Source organism: Pseudomonas sp. MPFS, from assembly GCF_022537035.1.
Lineage (GTDB): Bacteria > Pseudomonadota > Gammaproteobacteria > Pseudomonadales > Pseudomonadaceae > Aquipseudomonas > Aquipseudomonas sessilinigenes.
Window position 1 is genome coordinate 185,481 of record NZ_CP066123.1, and the last position, 19,824, is coordinate 205,304.

At 64.3% G+C, this 19,824-nt stretch carries 17 protein-coding genes; all 17 read left to right on the forward strand.

Annotated features, from left to right (window positions below; translation table 11 throughout):
* Window positions 1–190: 190 nt before the first annotated feature.
* The 17 genes from I9018_RS00790 to I9018_RS00870 all read left to right on the forward strand — a co-directional run bounded on the left by I9018_RS00790 (window position 191) and on the right by I9018_RS00870 (window position 19,802).
* Window positions 191–1,777, forward strand: a complete 1,587-nt coding sequence (locus I9018_RS00790; protein ID WP_241108497.1) for a glycosyltransferase family 39 protein — start codon at window positions 191–193, stop codon at window positions 1,775–1,777.
* Window positions 1,778–1,925: 148 nt separating this feature from the next.
* Window positions 1,926–2,387 carry a YbaK/EbsC family protein gene (locus I9018_RS00795; protein WP_085598056.1) on the forward strand — a complete coding sequence of 154 codons (462 nt, stop codon included), beginning with the start codon at window positions 1,926–1,928 and terminating at the stop codon, window positions 2,385–2,387.
* Between the two features lie 14 nt (window positions 2,388–2,401).
* Window positions 2,402–2,650: a DUF2789 domain-containing protein gene (locus I9018_RS00800; protein WP_124345435.1), complete on the forward strand. Its 249-nt coding sequence runs from the start codon at window positions 2,402–2,404 to the stop codon at window positions 2,648–2,650.
* 61 nt (window positions 2,651–2,711) lie between these two features.
* A complete protein-coding gene (locus tag I9018_RS00805) occupies window positions 2,712–2,957 on the forward strand; it encodes a type II toxin-antitoxin system prevent-host-death family antitoxin (RefSeq protein ID WP_085598199.1) in 246 nt (81 codons plus the stop codon).
* Window positions 2,947–3,228, forward strand: coding sequence for a type II toxin-antitoxin system RelE/ParE family toxin (locus tag I9018_RS00810; RefSeq protein ID WP_124345436.1), 282 nt, complete (start codon window positions 2,947–2,949; stop codon window positions 3,226–3,228). Before I9018_RS00805 ends, I9018_RS00810 begins: the two co-directional genes overlap by 11 nt.
* Before the next feature lie 131 nt (window positions 3,229–3,359).
* Complete coding sequence (locus tag I9018_RS00815) at window positions 3,360–3,788, forward strand: MarR family transcriptional regulator (protein ID WP_241108498.1); 429 nt, start codon at window positions 3,360–3,362, stop codon at window positions 3,786–3,788.
* The gene (locus I9018_RS00820; RefSeq protein WP_241108499.1) at window positions 3,785–5,872 is read left to right on the forward strand and encodes an FUSC family protein; all 2,088 of its coding nucleotides are present in this window, start codon (window positions 3,785–3,787) and stop codon (window positions 5,870–5,872) included. Before I9018_RS00815 ends, I9018_RS00820 begins: the two co-directional genes overlap by 4 nt.
* Window positions 5,869–6,078, forward strand: a complete 210-nt coding sequence (locus I9018_RS00825; RefSeq protein WP_022643266.1) for a DUF1656 domain-containing protein — start codon at window positions 5,869–5,871, stop codon at window positions 6,076–6,078. The genes I9018_RS00820 and I9018_RS00825 overlap by 4 nt, the downstream gene beginning before the upstream one ends.
* Window positions 6,075–6,965, forward strand: coding sequence for an HlyD family secretion protein (locus tag I9018_RS00830; protein ID WP_068576241.1), 891 nt, complete (start codon window positions 6,075–6,077; stop codon window positions 6,963–6,965). The genes I9018_RS00825 and I9018_RS00830 overlap by 4 nt, the downstream gene beginning before the upstream one ends.
* Complete coding sequence (locus I9018_RS00835) at window positions 6,962–8,407, forward strand: efflux transporter outer membrane subunit (RefSeq protein ID WP_241108500.1); 1,446 nt, start codon at window positions 6,962–6,964, stop codon at window positions 8,405–8,407. Before I9018_RS00830 ends, I9018_RS00835 begins: the two co-directional genes overlap by 4 nt.
* 90 nt (window positions 8,408–8,497) lie before the next feature.
* Window positions 8,498–9,133 (forward strand): NADH:ubiquinone oxidoreductase subunit N, encoded by a 636-nt coding sequence (locus I9018_RS00840; protein ID WP_068576236.1) that lies wholly within the window; start codon window positions 8,498–8,500, stop codon window positions 9,131–9,133.
* A gap of 217 nt (window positions 9,134–9,350) precedes the next feature.
* Window positions 9,351–10,853, forward strand: a complete 1,503-nt coding sequence (locus I9018_RS00845) for a YdgA family protein (RefSeq protein ID WP_068576234.1) — start codon at window positions 9,351–9,353, stop codon at window positions 10,851–10,853.
* A gap of 283 nt (window positions 10,854–11,136) precedes the next feature.
* On the forward strand, window positions 11,137–13,614 hold the full coding sequence (pgaA, locus tag I9018_RS00850; protein ID WP_241108501.1) for a poly-beta-1,6 N-acetyl-D-glucosamine export porin PgaA: 2,478 nt from the start codon (window positions 11,137–11,139) through the stop codon (window positions 13,612–13,614).
* A 12-nt stretch (window positions 13,615–13,626) separates the two neighbouring features.
* Window positions 13,627–15,624: a poly-beta-1,6-N-acetyl-D-glucosamine N-deacetylase PgaB gene (pgaB, locus tag I9018_RS00855; protein WP_068576230.1), complete on the forward strand. Its 1,998-nt coding sequence runs from the start codon at window positions 13,627–13,629 to the stop codon at window positions 15,622–15,624.
* Between the two features lie 3 nt (window positions 15,625–15,627).
* Window positions 15,628–16,977, forward strand: coding sequence for a poly-beta-1,6-N-acetyl-D-glucosamine synthase (pgaC, locus tag I9018_RS00860; RefSeq protein ID WP_241108502.1), 1,350 nt, complete (start codon window positions 15,628–15,630; stop codon window positions 16,975–16,977).
* The gene (gene pgaD, locus I9018_RS00865) at window positions 16,977–17,489 is read left to right on the forward strand and encodes a poly-beta-1,6-N-acetyl-D-glucosamine biosynthesis protein PgaD (RefSeq protein ID WP_241108503.1); all 513 of its coding nucleotides are present in this window, start codon (window positions 16,977–16,979) and stop codon (window positions 17,487–17,489) included. Before pgaC ends, pgaD begins: the two co-directional genes overlap by 1 nt.
* Before the next feature lie 579 nt (window positions 17,490–18,068).
* A complete protein-coding gene (locus I9018_RS00870; RefSeq protein ID WP_241108504.1) occupies window positions 18,069–19,802 on the forward strand; it encodes a ShlB/FhaC/HecB family hemolysin secretion/activation protein in 1,734 nt (577 codons plus the stop codon).
* Window positions 19,803–19,824 lie beyond the last annotated feature (22 nt).

Below are 19,824 nucleotides of genomic sequence, written 5' to 3' on the forward strand. Positions count from 1 at the left end.
CGGATTATATGGCGATCTGCCCGGATCTGTTGTGCGCCGATCGACAGCGTGGATGTGCGCGTAGCGAAGGCGGGTGATTGATCGACGGGCGCGCAACCAGAAGTCCCGGACAAGCCTCGGGGGTTCTGGCCTACAATCAGCGCGTCATGGCTCTCGGGTGGGAGCGAAGATCTATCGGCAGAGGGTGGTGATGGGCGTACCGAGTACTGATCAAGCGGCCAAGGGACTGTATCGCCAGGCTGTCACGCATTCGCAGCCCCTGGCGCGATTGCTTCGCGAACCCTGGCTGGTGCCCCTGCTGCTGTTGGCCCTGGCCCTGCGCTTCTATGAGCTGACGGCGGCGGCGATCTGGGGCGACGAGGGTTCCAGTGTTTTGTTGGCCCAGTTCCCGTTGTCCGGCATCTGGGCGCATGCCGCCTACGATGTCCATCCGCCGCTGTATTTCGTTCTGCTGCATGGCTGGATAGGGCTGTTCGGCGACTCGATCCTGTCGATCCGCCTGATGAGTGCGTTGCCTGGGGCGCTCGCGGTATTCCTCGGGACCTGGTTGATGCACCTGGTCGCCGGTCGGCGGGCCACGCTGCTGGCCTGCCTGCTGCTGGCGCTGCTGCCGACAGCGGTGCGCTACAGCCAGGAAGTGCGCATGTATTCGCTGTTGGGCGTGTGGCTGCTGGGAGCGACCTTGGCGCTGGTCTACTGGGTGCGTGCGCCCCAGCGCCGGCGCTACCTGGCGATCTACGCCGTGCTGATGGCGGCCGGTTTCTATACCCACTACTTCACGGCGTTCTGCGTGGTCTCGCACTGGCTCTACCTGGCCCTGGCCCGGCCCCAGGATGAATCGGCGCGGCATTTCCTGCGGCGCCGGAGCTGGTGGTGGGCCAACGTCGCCATCGTGCTGCTGTTCCTGCCCTGGCTGCCGGGGCTGGTGGACCTGGTGTCGCATATGGAGGAGTTGAAGGCGGGTGGTGATGTCGGCTGGGAGCCGCCGGTCACCCTGCGCTCATTGCCTTCGATGATCTGGCAACTGCTGGCCCAGGACGATGGTGAAGGCATGCCCGGCTGGTTGTTCGTCAGCCTGCCGGTGTTGCTGACGGTGGTGCTGGCGTACCTGGCCTGGACCGACCGCAGCCGCTCCCGCCTTCCGACCTTGCTGGTGGTCTATAGCGCCGTGCCGCTGCTGTTAGTGTTCGCGGTGTCGTTCATTTCCCCGGTGTTCATCGAGCGCTACCTGACGGTGCCCGCGCTCGGGCTGCCATTGTGCCTGGCCCTGGCCATCGACTGGCTGGCGCAGCGCTCCAAGGGCCTGGCCGTGGCCTTGTTGCTGGTGGTGCTGGCGGTGTTCGGGGTGGGCTTGAAGAACAACTACACCGTGGACGCCGACGACCAGTTCGACAACATGGTCGAGTACATGAACCGCCACACCCTGGACGGTGACCAGGTGGTGCTGGGGGACATGTTCTGGTACCTGACCTGGGGCTACTACGACCGCAGCCATACCGCGCCCCGGCTGTACACGCCGCCGACAGCGGCTGGTGTGTCGACCCGCCCCAACCGCTACGGCTTTGGCACCTTGATCGATGAGAATGCCGGGGTCTACCTCGACCGCCTGGAGGACTTGCCCCTTGGTAACGGCCGGGTCTGGCTGGTCATGAGCCGGGTCGATCCGGATGAGTTCCCGTCGATTCCCGGTCATTGGCGAAAGCTCGACCAGCATGCCGGTGGCGATACCCAGGCGGTCCTGTACGAGACCTGCGGCCTCGCTTGCCCGGGGCGCTGACCGAGTGCGCGCGGCAGGCTGTGGATAAGTCGATGCCGAGCCTGGAGCCACCGTTTGGAAGTTTGTCCGGCAGCTGTCGGTACCCGGCCTAGACTTGCACCTGGGAGTCACAGTCCTGTCCCCGGGGACCGGGGTACCGAGGTGCATCATGCGTATGGCGAGAACCGTGCAACACAGTCTGGAACAAGCCCATTGCCAGTTCGATCTGGTAACCCATCCCCACTCGGCCAGCAGCCTGGAAACGGCACGGGTGGCGGGGGTGCCGGCGGAGCGCCTGGCCAAGTCGGTGATCCTCGACGACCAGCACGGCCGCTACCTGATGGCGGTGCTGCCGGCCAGCCGCCACCTGGACCTGGGCAAGGTCCGCGGCAGCGACCAGTGGCGGGTCACCCGGGAAAGCACCCTGGCGTATCTGTTCAACGACTGCGAGCGTGGTGCGGTGCCGGCCCTGGGCGAGTCCTATGGGCTGGATGTGGTCATCGACCCGTTGCTGACCCGGCAGAAGGACATCTACCTGGAGGCCGGCAACCACCACAGCCTGGTGCACATGAGCATGGCCGAGTACCTGCGCATGGTGCCCAATGCCGAGGTTTGCGAAGTCTGTCACTGATCAGGAGTTGTCCCATGGAATCACCGACCCACACCCTGCCAGCGCTGTTCAAGCAACTGGGGCTGGCCGATGACCCGGTGAGCATCGAGCGTTTCATCGCCTCCCATTCCCCGCTGAAACCGGAACTGCACCTGGCGGATGCGTTTTTCTGGAGCAAGAGCCAGGCGGATTTCTTGCGCGATGAAATCCTCGACGATGCCGACTGGGCCGAGGTGGTGGACCAACTGGATGTGTTGTTGAGGAAGGGACGGGGAGGAGGATGAGCTGTGGTTGTTGGGAGCGATAATTTAGACCAGAATCATGACCTGAATCGAGGTCATGAAAATGCAAAGTATCCTGGCTGACAAAGCCGTCAGCGTATCTGAATTGAAGAAGAATCCTTCAGCGGTATTGAACGGCGCTCAAGGTGGCCCGGTGGCTGTGTTGAACCACAACCGGGTCATGGGCTACATGATTCCTGCCGAAGTTTTCGAAGCGTTGATGGAGCGTTTGGACGATCTGGAACTGGCCGAGATCGTTCGGGCGCGTAGTCAGGAGACTCCCGTCCCGGTCAGTCTGGATGACTTATAAACTCGAGTTCCTGCCTTCGGCGCTCAAGGAGTGGAACAAGCTGGGCCATACGCTTCGCGAGCAATTCAAGAAGAAGCTCGCGCAACGGCTGCAAATGCCCCAAGTCCCAGCAGATGCCCTGTACGGTTTACCCGACTGCTACAAGATCAAGCTCAAGGCCTCGGGTTATCGGCTGGTCTATAAGGTTATCGAGCAGCGCGTTGTGGTGGCTGTTGTCGCGGTCGGTAAGCGCGAGCGCGGGGCTGTGTACGAGCAAGCCAGGAAGCGTTGAAGCACATTCGGAACGTGACCCGGATATTTGTTACAAAACTTGACTGAAATTATCCGCCGATGTCATATTGATAGTTAGCAAACTATCAGTGTGCGAACAGTCTTGTGTCCAATTCCCTTGAATCTCTTCACATGAACATCAGCAGTGGCATGGTGGTCGCGGCGCGGCATTGGCGTCGGATCTGCCAGAACACCCTGATCAACTTCGGGGTCTCCGAAGCCTGCGCAGTGCCCCTATTGATGATCGGGCGGCTGGGCGAGGGTGTACGCCAGGTGGCCGTGGCCCATGCGGCCGGAATGGAGAGCCCGTCCCTGGTGCGCCTGCTGGACCAGCTGTGCCATGCCGGTTATGTGCGTCGCAGCGAGGACCCCCATGACCGCCGGGCCAAATGCCTGAGTCTGACCGACAGCGGTCGCGAGCTGGTGCAGGCAGTGGAGGGCGAACTGGTGCGCCTGCGTCACGAAGTCCTGGCGGGCATCAGTGCCCAGGATCTGGAAGCGGCCTTGCGGGTGATCCAGGCCTTCGAATCCGCCAACCACTCGCCGGTGCAGCCATCTTGAAAGGATTTTTTACCGGTGTGCCTCCCGCGCGGGACTGGTTCTACGGCGTGCGCACCTTCGCCGCATCGATGATCGCCCTGTACATCGCCATGCTGATGCAGATGCCCCGTCCGTATTGGGCCATGGCCACGGTGTACATCGTCTCCAGCCCGTTCGTCGGCCCTACCAGTTCCAAGGCGCTGTACCGCGCCATCGGTACCCTCCTTGGCGCCTCGGCCGCGGTGCTGTTGGTACCGATGTTCGTGCAGAGTCCCTACCTGCTGGTGGTGATCATCGCGCTGTGGACCGGCATCCTGCTGTTCCTGTCCATGCACCTGCGCACGGCCAACAACTACGCGCTGATGCTGGCCGGCTACACCTTGCCGATGATCGCCCTGCCAGTGGTGGACAACCCCCTGGCCGTGTGGGACGTGGCGCAAGCGCGGACCGAGGAAATCTTCCTCGGCATCATCTGCGCAGCAGTGGTCGGCAGCCTGTTCTGGCCCCGGCGCCTGGCCCCGGTATTCGTCGGGTCGGCGGGCAAGTGGTTCGCCGATGCCGCGACCTACAGCCGGCGCTTCCTCACCCGCAATGTGCAGCCTGAGGAGGTCAGTGCCCTGCGCGCCTCGATGGTGGCGACCTTCAACACCCTGGAAATGATGATCGGCCAGTTGCCCCACGAAGGCGCGCGGCCGCAGACGGTGCGCAACACCAAGGAACTGCGTGGGCGAATGATCCACCTGCTGCCGGTGGTGGACGCCCTGGACGACGCCTTGTCTGCCCTGGAACGTCGGGCGCCGCAGCTGGCCGAACGCTTCGCGCCCTTGCTGGCCAAGGCCGACGAGTGGCTGGAAAGTACCGCCCAGGATGCCTCGACGCAGCGCTGGCAGGCCCTGCGCTGCGAGCTCGAAGCCCTGCAGCCCGATGCCCAGGCCCTGGACGATCGGAGCCAGTTGTTGTTTTCCAATACCCTGTACCGCCTGGGCGAGTGGATCGACCTGTGGCAGGACTGCCGTAGCCTGCAGCACGCCATCCAGTGCGAAAGCCAGGACACCTGGCGCGCGGTCTACCGCCATTGGCGCCTGGGCCGGCTGACGCCGTTCCTCGATCGTGGGCTGATGCTCTATTCGGCGGGCTCCACGGTGCTGGCGATTATCGTCGCCTCGGTGCTGTGGATTCTCCTGGGCTGGACCGACGGCGGCAGCGCGGTGATCCTGGCGGCGGTGGCTTGCAGCTTTTTCGCCGCCATGGACGACCCGGCGCCGCAGATCTACCGGTTCTTCTTCTGGACCGCGCTATCAGTGCTGTTCGCCAGCCTCTACCTGTTCCTGATCCTGCCCAACCTGCACGATTTCGCCATGCTGGTGCTGGTGTTCGCCGTGCCCTTCATCTGCGTCGGCACCCTGACCGTGCAGCCCAGGTTCTACCTGGGCATGCTCCTGACCATCGTCAACACCGCGTCCTTCATCAGTATCCAGGGTGCCTACGACGCCGACTTCCTGAACTTTTCCAACTCCAACCTGGCAGGCCCCATCGGCTTGCTGTTCGCCTTTATCTGGACCCTGGTCGCCCGGCCGTTCGGTTCGGAGCTGGCGGCCAAGCGCCTGACCCGCTTCAGCTGGCGCGACATCGTCAGCCTTTCGGAGCCGGCGACCCTGGCCGAGCACCGGCACATGGGCGCGCAAATGCTCGACCGGCTGATGCAGCACCTGCCGCGCCTGGCCATGACCGGCCAGGACACCGGCGTCGCCCTGCGCGAATTGCGGGTGGCACTCAACGTGCTGGATCTGCTGGCCTATGCGCCCCGGGTCCAGGGTGTGGCACAGGGCCTGTTGCGCCAGGTGGTGGCCGAGGTGGGCGAGTACTTCAAGGCCTGTCTCAAGGCCGGTGAGCGCCTCGAGGCGCCGAGCCCCTTGCTGATGACCCTGGATCGCACCCGCCGGGCCCTGGACAGCCAACGCCTGCAAGGCGACGACGAAACCCGCCGGCACCTGCTGCACGCCCTCAGTGGCCTGCGCCTGGCGCTGTTGCCGGGCGTGGAGTTCGTGGCCTCGGGCGAACATGAAGCACCCCTTCCCCCTGGCATCGATGGAGCGCCCCTATGATCGGTGATCTGGATATCAGCGGGGTGTTCCTGCCCACGCTGCTGGTGCTGATGGGCATCACCTATGGCGTGTACCTGCTGGTGCACGGATTGCTGACACGCCTGCATTTCTATCGCCTGGTCTGGCACCGGGCACTGTTCAACGTGGGTCTCTACGCCTTGTTGCTAGGCGTCGTCGACTCTCTCAGCCGATACCTGATGACATGAAAAAACCTTTATTGACCATCGGCCGTGTGGTCCTGACGTTATTGGTGGTGACCTTCGCGGTCGTGGTGGTCTGGCGCATGGTGATGTACTACATGTTCGCGCCCTGGACCCGGGACGGGCATATCCGTGCCGATATCGTGCAGATCGCTCCGGATGTCTCCGGGCTGATCCAGCAGGTAGAGGTCAAGGACAACCAGCTGGTCAAGCGTGGCCAGGTGCTGTTCAGCATCGACCAGGACCGCTTCCACCTGGCCCTGCGCCAGGCCCGGGCGAACCTGGCCGACCGCCAGGAAACCCTGGCCCAGGCCCAGCGCGAGGCCAAGCGCAACCGCGGCCTGGGCAACCTGGTGCCGCGCGAGCAACTGGAAGAGAGCCAGTCCCGCGAGGCCCGGGCCCAGTCGGCCCTGGCCGAGGCCCAGGTGGCGGTGGACAGTGCCCAGCTCAACCTCGACCGCTCGGTGGTGCGCAGCCCGGTGGACGGCTACGTCAACGACCGTGCGCCACGGCCCCAGGAATTCGTCACTGCCGGGCGCCCGGTGCTGTCGGTGGTGGACAGCAACTCCTTCCATATCGACGGCTACTTCGAGGAAACCAAGCTCGACGGCATCCATATCGGCCAGGCCGTGGATATCCGCGTAGTGGGCGACCGTGCGCGCCTGCGCGGGCATGTGGAGAGCATCGTCGCCGGGATCGAGGACCGTGACCGCAGCAGCGGCAGCAACCTGCTGCCCAACGTCAACCCGGCCTTCAGCTGGGTACGCCTGGCCCAGCGGATCCCGGTGCGCATCGCCTTCGACGATGTGCCGGCGGACTTTCGCATGATCGCCGGGCGCACCGCCACGGTGTCGATCATCGACGACCAGGCCAAGCAGGAGCCCGGGCAATGAACCACGGCGCACGTTTGGCCCTGCTCGGGCTTGGCTTGCTGCTTTCGGCCTGCCAGGTCGGGCCGGATTACCAGTTGCCCAAGGAGGCGGCGCTGCAACGCCCGGACCTGCAAGGCGAGTTGGCAGGCAAGGGGGCCAATGTGGTCTCGGCCCCGGTGCCCGGCGATTGGTGGCGCCTGTACCGCGACCCGCGCCTGGACCAGTTGGTGCAGCAGGCCCTGGCTTCCAGCACCGATTTGCGCGTAGCGGCGGCCAACCTGGCCCGGGCCCGAGCCCAGGTGGATGAAGCCCAGGCCGCCGGTGGCTGGGGCGGTGGGGTCAAGGCCGGGGTCGAGCGCTTGCAGGAGTCCGGCGAGGCCTTCCTGCTGCCGGAGAAAGTGCCGGTGGCCAACGTCGGCAACCTGTCCATCAGCACCTCCTACCAGTTCGACCTGTTCGGCACCCTGCAGCGCGGCATCGAGGCGGCCAAGGCCAATGCCGATGCGACCCAGGCCGCAGCGGACATCGCCCGCATCACCCTGGTGGCGGATGTGGTGCGGGCCTACACCCAGGTCTGCGCGGCCAACGAAGAACGGGAAATCGCCGAGCACTCCCTGGACCTGCAAGCCCAGAGCACCGAGTTGACCCAGCGCCTGCGCGATGCCGGGCGTGGCGACGAAACCCAGGTCACCCGCTCCCAGACCCAGTTCAAGTCCTTGCGGGCCGAGTTGCCGCGCTACGAAGCGGCACGCCAGTCGGGGCTGTTCCGCCTGTCGATGCTGCTGGCCAGGCCGGTGGACCAATTGCCCGCCGGCACCGCCAGTTGCGCCGAGCTGCCGCATATCGCCCAGCTGCTGCCGGTGGGCGACGGTGCCGCGCTGCTCAAGCGCCGTCCCGACGTGCGCCAGGCCGAGCGCCACCTGGCGGCCGCCACCGCACAAATTGGGGTAGCCACCGGGGCCCTGTACCCGGACATCAGCATCGGCGCCACCATTGGTACCGTGGGCATTCTCGATAACCTGGGCAAGGCTTCCACCAACCGCTGGGGCTTCGGCCCGGTGATCAGCTGGACGGTACCGGCCAATGGCGCCCGTGAGCGTATCCATGAAGCCGAGGCGACGAGCCAGGCGGCCCTGGCGCATTTTGACGGAGTAGTGCTCAACGCCATCCGCGAAACCCAGACCGGCCTGGCCCAGTACAGCGCCCAGCTGCAACGCCGTGACGCCCTGGCCGATGCCGAGCAATCGGCACAGGTGGCGGCGGACCAGACCCACCGCTTCTTCCAGGCCGGACGGGCGTCGTTCCTCGCCGACTTGCAGGCCACTCGTACCTACACCGACATGCGCGCCCAGCTGGCGGCGGCCAACACCCAGGTAGCGATGAGCCAGATCGACTTGTTCCTGGCCCTGGGCGGCGGTTGGGAAAGCGGACGAACGCAAGCTCCGCCAGCCACGAAACCCTGAGGCCGTTGCTATGCTTTGATCAGTTGGCAAGACGCCGAGTGCCGGGCGCCTTGCCATGATCAAAGCGTGATGGCCATGGGGATTCCAATAATGAAAAACCCTTATGCTCCGGGCTTCTGGTGCGCGCTCTGCGCCCTGATACTGCTGTCTGCCACCTACTTCTACGGGGTCATGCTGGCCCACCAGATCGACAAGGCCATGGTGTTTCTCGACAGCGCCAGCGCCTTGATCGCGGTGATGGCCATCGGCGTGGTGGCGTGGTCCTCGTTCCAGGGCCAGAAAATCAAGAAGAGGCAGCTCGAGCAGAGCAAGACCCTGGTGGCCATCTGGGACACCAAGGTGGCCCTGCGCCGGGTCGAGACCGTCTTTGACCGGTACTTCTGGGGCAGCTACTGGCAGCCCGGGCGGACCTTCGCTGAGGTCATGGGCGAACTCACCGGCACCCCTCTGGAAAAAAGCCTGGAGGCGCTGAAGGCGCAGTGCATGCGGCTCGACAAGCAAGCCGACGACGGCCACCACTGGCTGAGCAATGCCCGGGAGCTGTCGGATGTCGCCACAGCCATGGCCCGCGAGCGCTACCAACTGGATTTCTGCGACCCCCGCGGCGAGTCCCGAGGCAACAGCGCGGTGATCGATCGCGACTTCGAAGTGCTGGTCTACACCTGGAGCGCCCGGCTCAAGAGCTTCGACCATCAACTCGATGCCCTCGAGCTCGAATTTTCCTAACGACAGGCGGCAAGCCGCAAGCCACAAGCCAGCAGGCCCCTGCCTTTCGCTTTTGCTTGGAGCTTGCGGCTTGGCGCTTGCAGCTGCACCACTGTTGCACTGCGCCCCATCGCCAATGCTAATCTGCGCCGGTTTCACGCGGAGTCGAGCCGCGACCCGTCATGGGTTCAGGGAAGACCAGCACACTTTCAAACTATGGATATCGATCGGGTCAAACATGAATAAATCAGCAGGCGTACTGTTAGGAATCGTCGTCGCAGTGGGTGCAATCAGTGCCGGCGGCGCCTGGTACACCGGCACCAAGCTGGAAGGGGTTCTGCAGCAGCAGATCGTCGAGAGCAACAAGGAGCTGCAGGCAGCGCTGATCGGCTACGACGCCACGGCGACCCTGGAGCTGGTGTCCCTGGAGCGCGGTGTGTTCAGCAGCAACGCCCGCTATCGCTTGAAGGGCCAGGGCGAGGTGTTCCACGGTGACCTGGAACTGCTGATCGCCGACCACATCGAGCACGGCCCGCTGCCGTTCTCGCGCCTGGTTCGCTTCAAGTGGCTACCCGTCATGGCTTCCAGTCATTACGAACTGGTGAACAACTCCCAGACCGACAAATGGTTTGCGGCCACCAAGGGCGCTGCACCGTTCAGCGGCGTGGTCAATGTCGGCTATGACCTGTCCGCCGAGGGCACCCTGGATTTCGCTCCGATGGAACTGGCCCTGGATGAGCTGAACAACCTCAAGTTCTCTGGCCTGAACGCCACCTTCAGCGTCAGCGAGAATCGCCGCAAGGCCAAGGTCGACGGCTATATGGACAGCCTGGACCTGTTCCTCAGCTCGCCGGACAAAGCCCCGCTCAAGATGGAAATCAAAGGCTTGACCCTTGCCAGCAACCTGCAAAAGAGCAGCTTCGACTACTACCTGGGCCAGAACACCCTGGAGCTCAGCGGCCTGAAGGCTACCTTCGGCGACAAGCAGTCGGTACTGACCCTGAAGAACTTCGAACAGAAGACATCCAGTGAAGAAACCGGCAGCAGCGTGGCCGGTCGCGCGGATTACCGCGTGGGCGAGATTGTCTTCGATGGCAAGGCCGTGGGTTCCGCCGAGATGCTCTGGAGCATGAAGGACCTGGACAGCCAGGGCATGCTGGAGCTGGTCCAGGTCTATCAGAACGTCTTGCAGCCGTACCAAAAAACTGCCGCCGAGGCCTCGGCCAAGGGCGAAGAGGCACCTGAGCTGCAAATGAGCGAAGCCGAGGAGGCCAAGGTCCGTGCGGCCGTGAACAAGGTCCTGGCCGCCAAGCCACAGATCGCCCTGGAAAGCCTGGCACTCAAGACCGGCAACGGCGAAAGCCGCTTCAGCCTGGGCCTGAACCTGGCCAAGCCGCAGAGCCTGGAGCTGCCCACCGCAGAATTGGGCAAGCAACTGATCAGCCAGCTCGACGCCAAGCTGTCGCTGTCCAAGCCGATGGTGGCGGACCTGGCCGCATTGCAGGCCCAGGCCGAAGGCATGACCGACGCCAAGCAGATCGCCGAACAGGGCGCGGCCACCGCCGAAATGCTCAGCGCCATGGCCGTGGCCACCCAACTGGCGAAGCTGGAAGGCAACAACGTGGTTTCGGCGCTGCACTACGCCAACAACGAAGTGAACTTCAACGGCCAGAAGATGACGGTCGAGCAGTTCATTGGCTTCGTCATGAGCAAGGTGGCCGGCGCCGGCGCACAGCAATAAGCGACCGCCGCCCGATCGCCACTGGTGATCGGCTGCACCACCCTCGACGCCCGGTGCCGTGGATGCCACAGCCCGGGCGTCGTGCTGTCCAAGGCCCCGGTGCACGGGGCTTTGGGGACGCTCTGCCAATCTGATTCTGAATAATTATTGCGTTGCAATTTCTGAACTAACCTACGTGGAAGACTTCTCCCGGAAAGTTTCGCCGGGTCGCTTGGTCCCGGTCGCCGGGGGTGTACAGGCGTGGACGCGGCACTCCGGCCAGCCATGTAAAGGTGCTGACGAAATGCAATGCACTGTTCATCCTGCTCGCCGCTTTGGCCTGCGCCCGTTGTTTCGTCTGGCACTGTGCAGCCAGCTGCTGTTGCCCGGGCTGGCATTCGCCGACGCCGCCTATGACCAGTTGATCATCCAGGCCCGGTCGGGCAGTTATGCCCCGGCCCTGAGCCACTTGCGCCAGGTACCGGCCAACCAGTTGACCAACGGGCTGGTCAGTGACCATTTGCAGATCGCCAGCTGGGCCGGGCTGGATAGTGAAGTGGTGAATGTCTACGAGACCCAGGGGCGCAATCGCGTGCTGCCAGTGCAGGCACTAACCGCCACCGCCCGGGCCTATCGCAACCTCAAGCAGTGGGACAACGCCACCCGGCTCTATCGCCAGGCGCTGGAGCGCGACCCCAAGAACGCCGACCTGCAACTGGGCCTGGCCCTGACCCAGGCCGATGCCGGCCAGCCCGCCGAAGCCGTGGCCCGGGCCCGGGCGCTGGTGGCCGCCAAGCCGGAGGATCCGAACCGGCGCCTGGCCCTGGGCTACGCCCTGACCCGGGCCAACCAACCCCAGGATGCCCTGGTGGAGTACGACCAGGCCTTCGTCCGTGCCGGCGAGCGGCCCGACGTACTGCGCGAGTACATCTATGCCCTGCAACGCGCCCGCCTGCCGGAGCCGGCCGTGCGCCTGGCGCACCAGCATCCGGGGTTGATCGACCCGGTCATCCAGCGGCGCATGGAGGCCGACCTGGCTGCCGAGCGAGTGCGCCTGTCGGAGCTGGCCAGCCGCAGCGAGAAGGAACGCTTCGTGGTGGCCGATCGCGCCCTGGCCGACTACGACGCACTGTTCGCCGCCTGGGGCAACGATCCCAAGGCCCAGGACGACGTGACCCGCTGGCGCATCGACCGCCTGGGTGCGCTCAAGTCCCGGGCGCGGACCGCCGAGGTGATCAGCGAGTACGAGCAACTGACCGCCGCCGGCGTGGCCATTCCCACCTACGCCCTGCGCTGGGTCGCCTCGGCCTACCTCGACCAGCGCCAGCCGGAGGTTTCCGCCGACCTGTATCGCAAGGTACTGAGCGCCCCGGATGCCGACCGAGGCAATCGCGTCGAAGACACCACCGGCCTGTACTACTCGCTGCTGGAAAGCGAACAGCCCGAGGCGGCGCTGAAGGTGGCCAACGACCTGGCCAACAGCGAGCCCCAGCGCATCCAGCTGGTGGGGCAGACGGTGGGCGATCCCAACGACGACTGGATGGACGCGCAACTGCTGGCCGCCCAGGCCGGTACCTACGGCAATAACCTGCCTGACAGCGAGCAGCGCCTGGACGACCTGGCCACCAAGGCCCCGGGTGATGTCAGCGTGCGCCTGGCCCAGGCCAACCTGTACCTGGCCCGAGAGTGGCCGCGGCGCTCGGAAAACCTGCTCAAGGAAGTCGAGAGCGTGGCGCCGCGCGATGTCGCCCTGGAAGTCGCCCAAGGGCACACCGCCAAGGATCTGCAGGAATGGCGGCAACTGGATGCGCTGACCGACGATGTGGTCGAGCGCTATCCGGAGAACCGCTCGGTGCAACGTCTGGCCCGGGAGCGTGAAGTGCACGACATGGCCGAGCTGCGGGTCTCGACCTATGGCGGCAAGAGCAACGGCGGCGGCAGCAATGGCGCCGGGGCCGTCTCCGGGAGCCGCGATTTCGGCATTGAGAGTCGGCTCTACAGCCCGCCCATCGATGAAGACTGGCGCGTGTTCGCTGGCGTCGGCTACGCCATGGGTGACTTCCAGGAGGGCAAGGGCAACCACCGCTGGCAGCTGCTGGGTGTGGAACGGCGCACCCGCGACATGACCCTGGAGGCCGAGGTCTCCAACCACTCCTATGGCTACGGCAACAAGACCGGCGCCCGCATAGCCCTGGCCCGGGACATCGACGACCACTGGCAGTACGGCGGCAGCCTTGACTACCTCACCGCCGCGACCCCGCTGCGGGCGCTCAAGGACGACATCAGCGCCAACGGCGGCAGCGCCTTCCTGCGCTGGCGCGCCAACGAAAGCCGGGAGTGGAAACTGTCCCTGAGCCCCTCGCACTTCAGTGATGGCAACAACCGTTTCGAAGCCCTGCTCACCGGCCGCGAAGGGGTGTACCGCTCTCCCGAAGTCCAGGTCGACCTGGGCCTGGAGGTCGGTACCAGCCACAACACCCGGGACGACGCGCCGTACTTCAATCCCAAGTCCGACTTCAGCGTCTTGCCGACGGTGAACGTCAACCATGTGCTCTACCACCGCTACGAAACCTCCTGGAGCCAGCAGTTCCAGTTCGGCGTCGGTACCTACAGCCAGCGCGACTACTCCACCGGCGGTGTCGGCCTGGTCAGCTACGGCCAGCGCTATAGCTGGAACGACGTGTTCGATATCGGCGCGGTGCTGAGCGTGATCAACCGACCCTACGACGGCGAGCGGGAAACCGACTTGCGCCTGGCCGTGGACCTTACCTATCGCTTCTAGAGGACGGTGACGATGAGCCTGATCGAGCGTTGCATCCTCTTGCTGGGCGCGCTGCTGCTCAGTGCTTGTTCCCAGCCTGCCGCGGACTTCGTCACCCCGGCGCAACGACCGTTGCCGAACAACGAAGCGCCCTGGCCGAAAAACCATGTGCTGGGCATCGCCTACCACGATATCGAGGATCGCAACCCGGACCAGCGCGTGGTGGCGGTGCGCACCGACCGTATGCTCCAGCAACTGGCCTGGTTGCGGGAGAACGGCTACAAGCCGGTCACCGTAGACCAGATCCTGGCGGCACGCCGGGGCGGTCCGGACTTGCCGGCCAAGGCCATCCTGCTGAGTTTCGACGACGGCTACTCGAGCTTCTATACCCGGGTCATGCCAGTGCTGCGCAGTTATCGCTGGCCGGCCCTCCTGGCCCCGGTGGGCACCTGGATCGACACCCCGGCCGACCAGCCGGTGAACTTCGCCGGCGACCTGCGGCCGCGCTCGCAATTCTTGACCTGGGCGCAGATCCGCGAGATCTCCCGTTCCGGCCTGGTGGAGATCGCCGCCCACACCGACAGCAGCCACCTGGGCATCCTCGGTAACCCCCAGGGCAACATGCAGCCCGCTGCCGCGACCCGACGCTACGACCCGCGCACCGGACGCTATGAAAGCGAGGCGCAGTTCCAGGCGCGGATGCGCAAGGATGTGAGCACCATCTCGGACAAGATCCTGGCGGCCACCGGCTATCGTCCGCGGGTCTGGGTCTGGCCCTATGGCACGGCCGATGGCTCGACCCTGCAAGTGGTCGACAGCCAGGGCTTCAAGCTGGCGCTGACCCTGGACGATGGCCTGGACAGTCTCGACAACCTGATGAGCAGCCCGCGTTTCCTGGTGGTCTCGGACCCTGACGGCATCCACTTCTCCAACAGCATCGTCGGCACCGAGACCATGGCGCCCATGCGCGTGGTGCACGTGGACCTGGACAACGTCTACGACCCGGACCCCAAGCAGCAGGAGATCAACCTCGGCAAGCTGGTGCAGCGCATGGCCGACCTGGGGGCCAATACCGTGTTCCTCCAGGCCTTCGCCGATCCCAAGGGCGACGGGCTGGTGCAGTCGCTGTACTTCCCCAATCGCCACCTGCCGATGCGTGCCGACCTGTTCGACCGGGTCGCCTGGCAATTGCGCACCCGCTCCCACGTCAAGGTCTATGCCTGGATGCCGGTGCTCAGTTTCGACCTGGATGCCAGGCTGCCCCGGGTCACGCGCTGGGACCCGCAGACCGGCCAGGTGGCGGTCGATCCGAAGCAATACCGGCGCCTGTCGCCTTTCGACCCGCAAGTACGCCGCCTGATCGGCGACCTGTACGAGGATGTGGCGCGCATGACTTCGGTGGACGGCATCCTGTTCCATGACGACGCCGTGCTCTCGGATTTCGAGGACGCCAGCCCCGAGGCTCTGCGTGCCTATGCCGCCCAGGGGCTGCCGGGTTCCATCGCCGGGCTGCGCGACGACCCCGCCGCGTTGCAACGCTGGACCCGCTTCAAGAGCCGTTACCTGATCGACTTCACCCATGAACTGGCGGCCAAGGTCCGGGCGATCCGCGGGCCCCAGGTGCAGACCGCGCGCAACCTGTTCGCCGAGCCGATCATCAATCCCCAGAGCGAAACCTGGTTCGCCCAGAACCTCGACGATTTCCTCGTCAGCTATGACTGGACCGCGCCCATGGCCATGCCGTTGATGGAAGGGCAAAGCCCACGGCACTCCGGGCCCTGGCTGGAAGCCCTGGTGGATCAGGTGCGCACCCGCCCCGGTGCCTTGCAGCGCACGGTCTTCGAACTCCAGGCCCGGGACTGGACCCAGAAGCCTGCCAGCGATTTGCCCGCCACGCAGATGGCCGACTGGATGGGCCGGCTCAAGCGCCAGGGTGCCATCAACTTCGGTTACTACCCGGACAACTTCCTCGAGAACTCACCGGACCTGAAGACCTTGCGGCCCGCGCTCTCCAACAAATGGAGTCCATGAATCATGATGGATCGTATCTTCGCTGTGGTGGTCCTGGCGCTGGTCATGGGGGTACCCCTGGGCCTGATCTTCGTGGTGACTGGCGAATTCCTCATGGATTTCGTCTTCTACTACCCATTGTTCATGTCGGCGTTGTGGATCGCCGGAGGCCTGTATTTCTGGCTGCACTGGGAGCGCCACTGGCCGTGGGACGACGATACCCTGCCGCCTCCGCTGGCCGGCGAGCCGCTGATCAGCATCCTCATCCCTTGCTACAACGAGGGGGATAACGTCGCTGATACCATCCAGGCGGCCCTGGCCCAGCACTATCCGAACATCGAAGTGATCGCCATCAACGATGGCTCCAAGGACAACACCGGGCCGATCCTCGACCAGTTGGCCGTCCTCGACCCCCGCCTGCGGGTGCTGCACCTGGCGCAGAACCAGGGCAAGGCGGTGGCCCTGCGCATGGGCGCGGTGGCAGCCCATAGCGAGTACCTGGTGTGCATCGACGGTGATGCGTTGCTGGCGCCCAACACGGCGGCCTACCTGGTGGCGCCAATGCTGGATAACCCACGCCTGGGCGCGGTGACCGGCAACCCGCGCATTCGTACCCGCTCGACCCTGGTGGGCCGGGTGCAGGTGGGCGAGTTCTCCTCGATCATTGGCCTGATCAAGCGCACCCAGCGGGTGTTCGGCAAAGTCTTCACGGTCTCCGGGGTGATCGTCGCCTTCCGCCGCACGGCGCTGCATCGGGTGGGCTACTGGAGCCCGGACATGATCACCGAGGACATCGACGTCAGCTGGAAGCTGCAACTGGATCATTGGTACGTGTTCTTCGAGCCCCGCGCCTTGTGCTGGATCCTGATGCCCGAAACCCTGCGCGGCCTGTGGAAGCAGCGGCTGCGCTGGGCCCAGGGTGGTGCCGAGGTGTTGTTCAAGAACATCCGTGGCATCTGGGAATGGCGGCATCGCTACCTGTGGACCCTGTTGTTCGACTATTGCCTGTCCACCGGTTGGGCCTTCACCTTCCTGCTGTCGGTGATCTTCTGGGCCCTGGGCAAGTTCATCGTCATGCCCGAGGCCATCGCGGTGCACACCATCGTGCCGCCGGCCTTCACCGGCCTGGTGCTGGCGATGGTTTGCCTGACCCAGTTCGCGGTGAGCATCCTGATCGACCGCCGCTACGAGAAGGACCTGTGGAAAACCATGTTCTGGGTGGTCTGGTACCCCCTGGCGTTCTGGTTCATCAGCCTGTTCACCACCCTGGTGAGCTTTCCCAAGGTGTTGTTCAGCGAACACCGCAAGCGCGCGCGTTGGATCAGCCCGGACCGAGGGATCAAGCCCATCGATGACAAAGAGGAGGCGCGCTGATGAAAATCATCCGCACCCGCCAGCGCCCCTTCCTGGTGATAGTCGATGTCTTCTTCACCCTGTTGGCCTGGGCCGCGCTCCTTTATTTGCTGGTCCGGGGTCTCTGGCCGCTGCTCTATACCCACGAAGGGCCCAGGTTCGAGGCCGGTGTGCTCGATGCCCTGACCACCCTGCAGTTCTATGGGTTGGTGGCGGTGATCAACGCGGTGCTGCTGATCTCCTGGGCCCGCTATCGCCAGCGGCGCAGTCGCAACTACCCACCACGTCTGCCGGCCCCGGCGGTGGACGACAAGCGCCTGAGCGAGACCTTCAAGCTCAGCGATGCCACTTTCGCCCAGATGCGCCAACCCGGCAGCCTGGTCGTGCACAACGACGCGGAGGGTGGCATCAGCCATGTCACCACCCAGTTCTACCGCATCCAGCCCGAGGACCAGCCCCATCCGCCCCTGGTAGTCGAACCGCCACCCCGGGTGATCCACCTGCGCTCGGAGGGGGATGAGGACAAGGCCTAGTGCGATGACCATGACCCCATGCATCCGCATGGCTGGTTTGAAATGAGTAACCCGGGCTTTGAGGCCCGGGTTTTTTATTATCGTTCGTCGGCAATATGAAGTGTGCAGTGAGAAATTTATAATTTCTTTTTATATCAACTAGTTAGTTCGATTTATAGGAAATTTCCGAAGTTCCCTAAATTATTGACGCCATGGGTGACTGCTGACTATTTGCCCGGATATGCTCTGCAACGCTGTTCGGCAACGTGTACGCCAGCGTTTCAAGCAACCTGGCAGTACCTGTGCCTGAAACCGAAATGCGGTTGTTAATGCACCGCTTTTTTTGCGGGCAAATCCCCTGGAACAAGGGGGGTTCCGGTGTTTTGCGGGGTCTGGCGCGAATGGCGGATAACACTTTGATATATATGATTTTTTCATATTCATGGTGATTGTTTTGAACATTCGATCATTCGCCATGGATCATTCTTATAGACAAGAAAGTGTTCAGTCTAAGTTGTCGATGGTTAATTGACGCCTGGCTGGTGGCAAATTAGCATCGCCCGCTTTGTTGACTCTTGCTGCTGTTTCGAAGGATCGAACATGTATTTTCCTACCCTCGGGACGAGGTTGTGTTGTGTGTTGTCCTGCCTGGTGTTTTTGGCCGGCTCACTGAACAGTGCTTCTGCTGCCCCGCTGAACAATCCTGGTGACCAGGACCTGATTCGCGAGCGCCAGAACCGCCTGCTGGAAGAGCAGCAACGGCGCCTCGAAGATCTCAAGGACCTGCCTGGCAAGAGCGCGCTGCCCGTGGCGCCGACGGCCCCGACCGACAGCCGCTGCTTCCCCATCGAACACATCGAGCTCAAGGGCGCCGACGCCCTGTCCGCCGCCGAGCGCGAGCGCCTGCTCAAGCCCTACATCGGCCAGTGCCTGGGCGTGGCCCAGCTCAACGAGTTGCTCAAGGTCATTACCGATCACTACATCGCCAAAGGCCTGGTCACCAGTCGTGCCTACCTGCCGCAGCAGGACCTGTCCCGCGGGCACCTGCAGGTGCTGGTGGTGGAGGGTCGCCTTGAAGGCCTGAAGGCGGCCGAAGGCAGCAAGCTCACGGCGCGCGAGCTGGACATGGCGTTTCCCGGGAGTGTCGGGCAACTGCTCAACCTGCGGCAGATCGAGCAGATGGTCGACCAGCTCAACCGCCTGCCGTCGAACCAGGCACAGATGGAACTGGCCCCCGGCCAGGCGGTGGGCGGCAGCGAGGTGCTGGTCAAGAACACCCCACAAAAGCCCTGGCGGGTCGGTCTGTCCCGCAGCAACGACGGGCAGAAGAGCACCGGCGAGCAGCAATGGGGCAGCTCCTTGGAATGGGACAGCCCCCTGGGCCTGGCCGACCAGCTGGTGCTGCGCGGCGGCCATGACGCCATCAGCGACCACCAGAAGACCTCGCGCAATGCGATGCTCTACTACAACCTGCCGCTGGGCTGGTGGAACCTGAACTACAGCTACAGCCAGAGCGAGTACCGTTCCCTGGCCCAGGGCCAGGGCTTCAACTTCAAGCAGACCGGCGACAGCCAGAACCACCAGTTGCGCGTGGAGCGGGTGATCCATCGCGACTCGATGAGCAAGACTTCGCTCAACGCCGGCCTGACCCACCTGCGCACCAACAACTACATCGAAGACAGCAAGCTGAGCACCAGCAGCAACCGCTTGAGCGAAGTGCAGTGGGGCATCAACCATGGCCGGCGCATTGGCGGGGCCTTCGTCAACCTCGACCTGGGGCTGCAAGAGGGGGTCGGCCTGTTCGATGCCCAGCGCCAGTCCGAGCGCGACCAGTACGGCAACCGCCAGGCCAACGCCCGCTACCGCAAGTACACCGCCACCGCCAGCTACCTGCAGCCGTTCAAACTGTGGGACGAGTCCCTGGTGTTCAGCAGCCTGGTCACCAGCCAGCGCAGCGAAGACATCCTGTTCAGCTCCCAGCGCATGAGCCTGGGCAGCCAGTCCTCGATCCGCGGCTACAAGGACCAGAGCCTCAACGGCGACAGCGGCTACTACTGGCGCAACGACCTGCGCTGGAGCCGCCCGGTGATCTGGGACTGGCTGCGCCCGGTGTTCGCCGAGTACGGCACGGGGCTGGGGTATGACGTGGGTGCCATTCGCCACGACCGCTACAACGCCGAGCAGCACGGGCGGGTGTCCAGCGACTCCATCGAGTTGTTCGCCCGTGGCCAGCACCTCGCCGCCAGCGTGACCTTCGCCCATTCCCTCGAGCGGCCAGATGCCCTGAGTGACCGCGAAGCCCCGATCTATTTCCGCCTGGATCTTTTTCTCTAATTTCGCTCTTTACCCGAGATAC

Coding starts and splice junctions, on each gene's coding strand:
- I9018_RS00790 (WP_241108497.1), top strand. CDS start 191: ATGGGCGTACCGAGTACTGATCAAGCGGCCAAGGGACTGTATCGCCAG.
- I9018_RS00795 (WP_085598056.1), top strand. CDS start 1,926: ATGCGTATGGCGAGAACCGTGCAACACAGTCTGGAACAAGCCCATTGC.
- I9018_RS00800 (WP_124345435.1), top strand. CDS start 2,402: ATGGAATCACCGACCCACACCCTGCCAGCGCTGTTCAAGCAACTGGGG.
- I9018_RS00805 (WP_085598199.1), top strand. CDS start 2,712: ATGCAAAGTATCCTGGCTGACAAAGCCGTCAGCGTATCTGAATTGAAG.
- I9018_RS00810 (WP_124345436.1), top strand. CDS start 2,947: ATGACTTATAAACTCGAGTTCCTGCCTTCGGCGCTCAAGGAGTGGAAC.
- I9018_RS00815 (WP_241108498.1), top strand. CDS start 3,360: ATGAACATCAGCAGTGGCATGGTGGTCGCGGCGCGGCATTGGCGTCGG.
- I9018_RS00825 (WP_022643266.1), top strand. CDS start 5,869: ATGATCGGTGATCTGGATATCAGCGGGGTGTTCCTGCCCACGCTGCTG.
- I9018_RS00830 (WP_068576241.1), top strand. CDS start 6,075: ATGAAAAAACCTTTATTGACCATCGGCCGTGTGGTCCTGACGTTATTG.
- I9018_RS00835 (WP_241108500.1), top strand. CDS start 6,962: ATGAACCACGGCGCACGTTTGGCCCTGCTCGGGCTTGGCTTGCTGCTT.
- I9018_RS00840 (WP_068576236.1), top strand. CDS start 8,498: ATGAAAAACCCTTATGCTCCGGGCTTCTGGTGCGCGCTCTGCGCCCTG.
- I9018_RS00845 (WP_068576234.1), top strand. CDS start 9,351: ATGAATAAATCAGCAGGCGTACTGTTAGGAATCGTCGTCGCAGTGGGT.
- pgaA (WP_241108501.1), top strand. CDS start 11,137: ATGCAATGCACTGTTCATCCTGCTCGCCGCTTTGGCCTGCGCCCGTTG.
- pgaB (WP_068576230.1), top strand. CDS start 13,627: ATGAGCCTGATCGAGCGTTGCATCCTCTTGCTGGGCGCGCTGCTGCTC.
- pgaC (WP_241108502.1), top strand. CDS start 15,628: ATGATGGATCGTATCTTCGCTGTGGTGGTCCTGGCGCTGGTCATGGGG.
- pgaD (WP_241108503.1), top strand. CDS start 16,977: ATGAAAATCATCCGCACCCGCCAGCGCCCCTTCCTGGTGATAGTCGAT.
- I9018_RS00870 (WP_241108504.1), top strand. CDS start 18,069: ATGTATTTTCCTACCCTCGGGACGAGGTTGTGTTGTGTGTTGTCCTGC.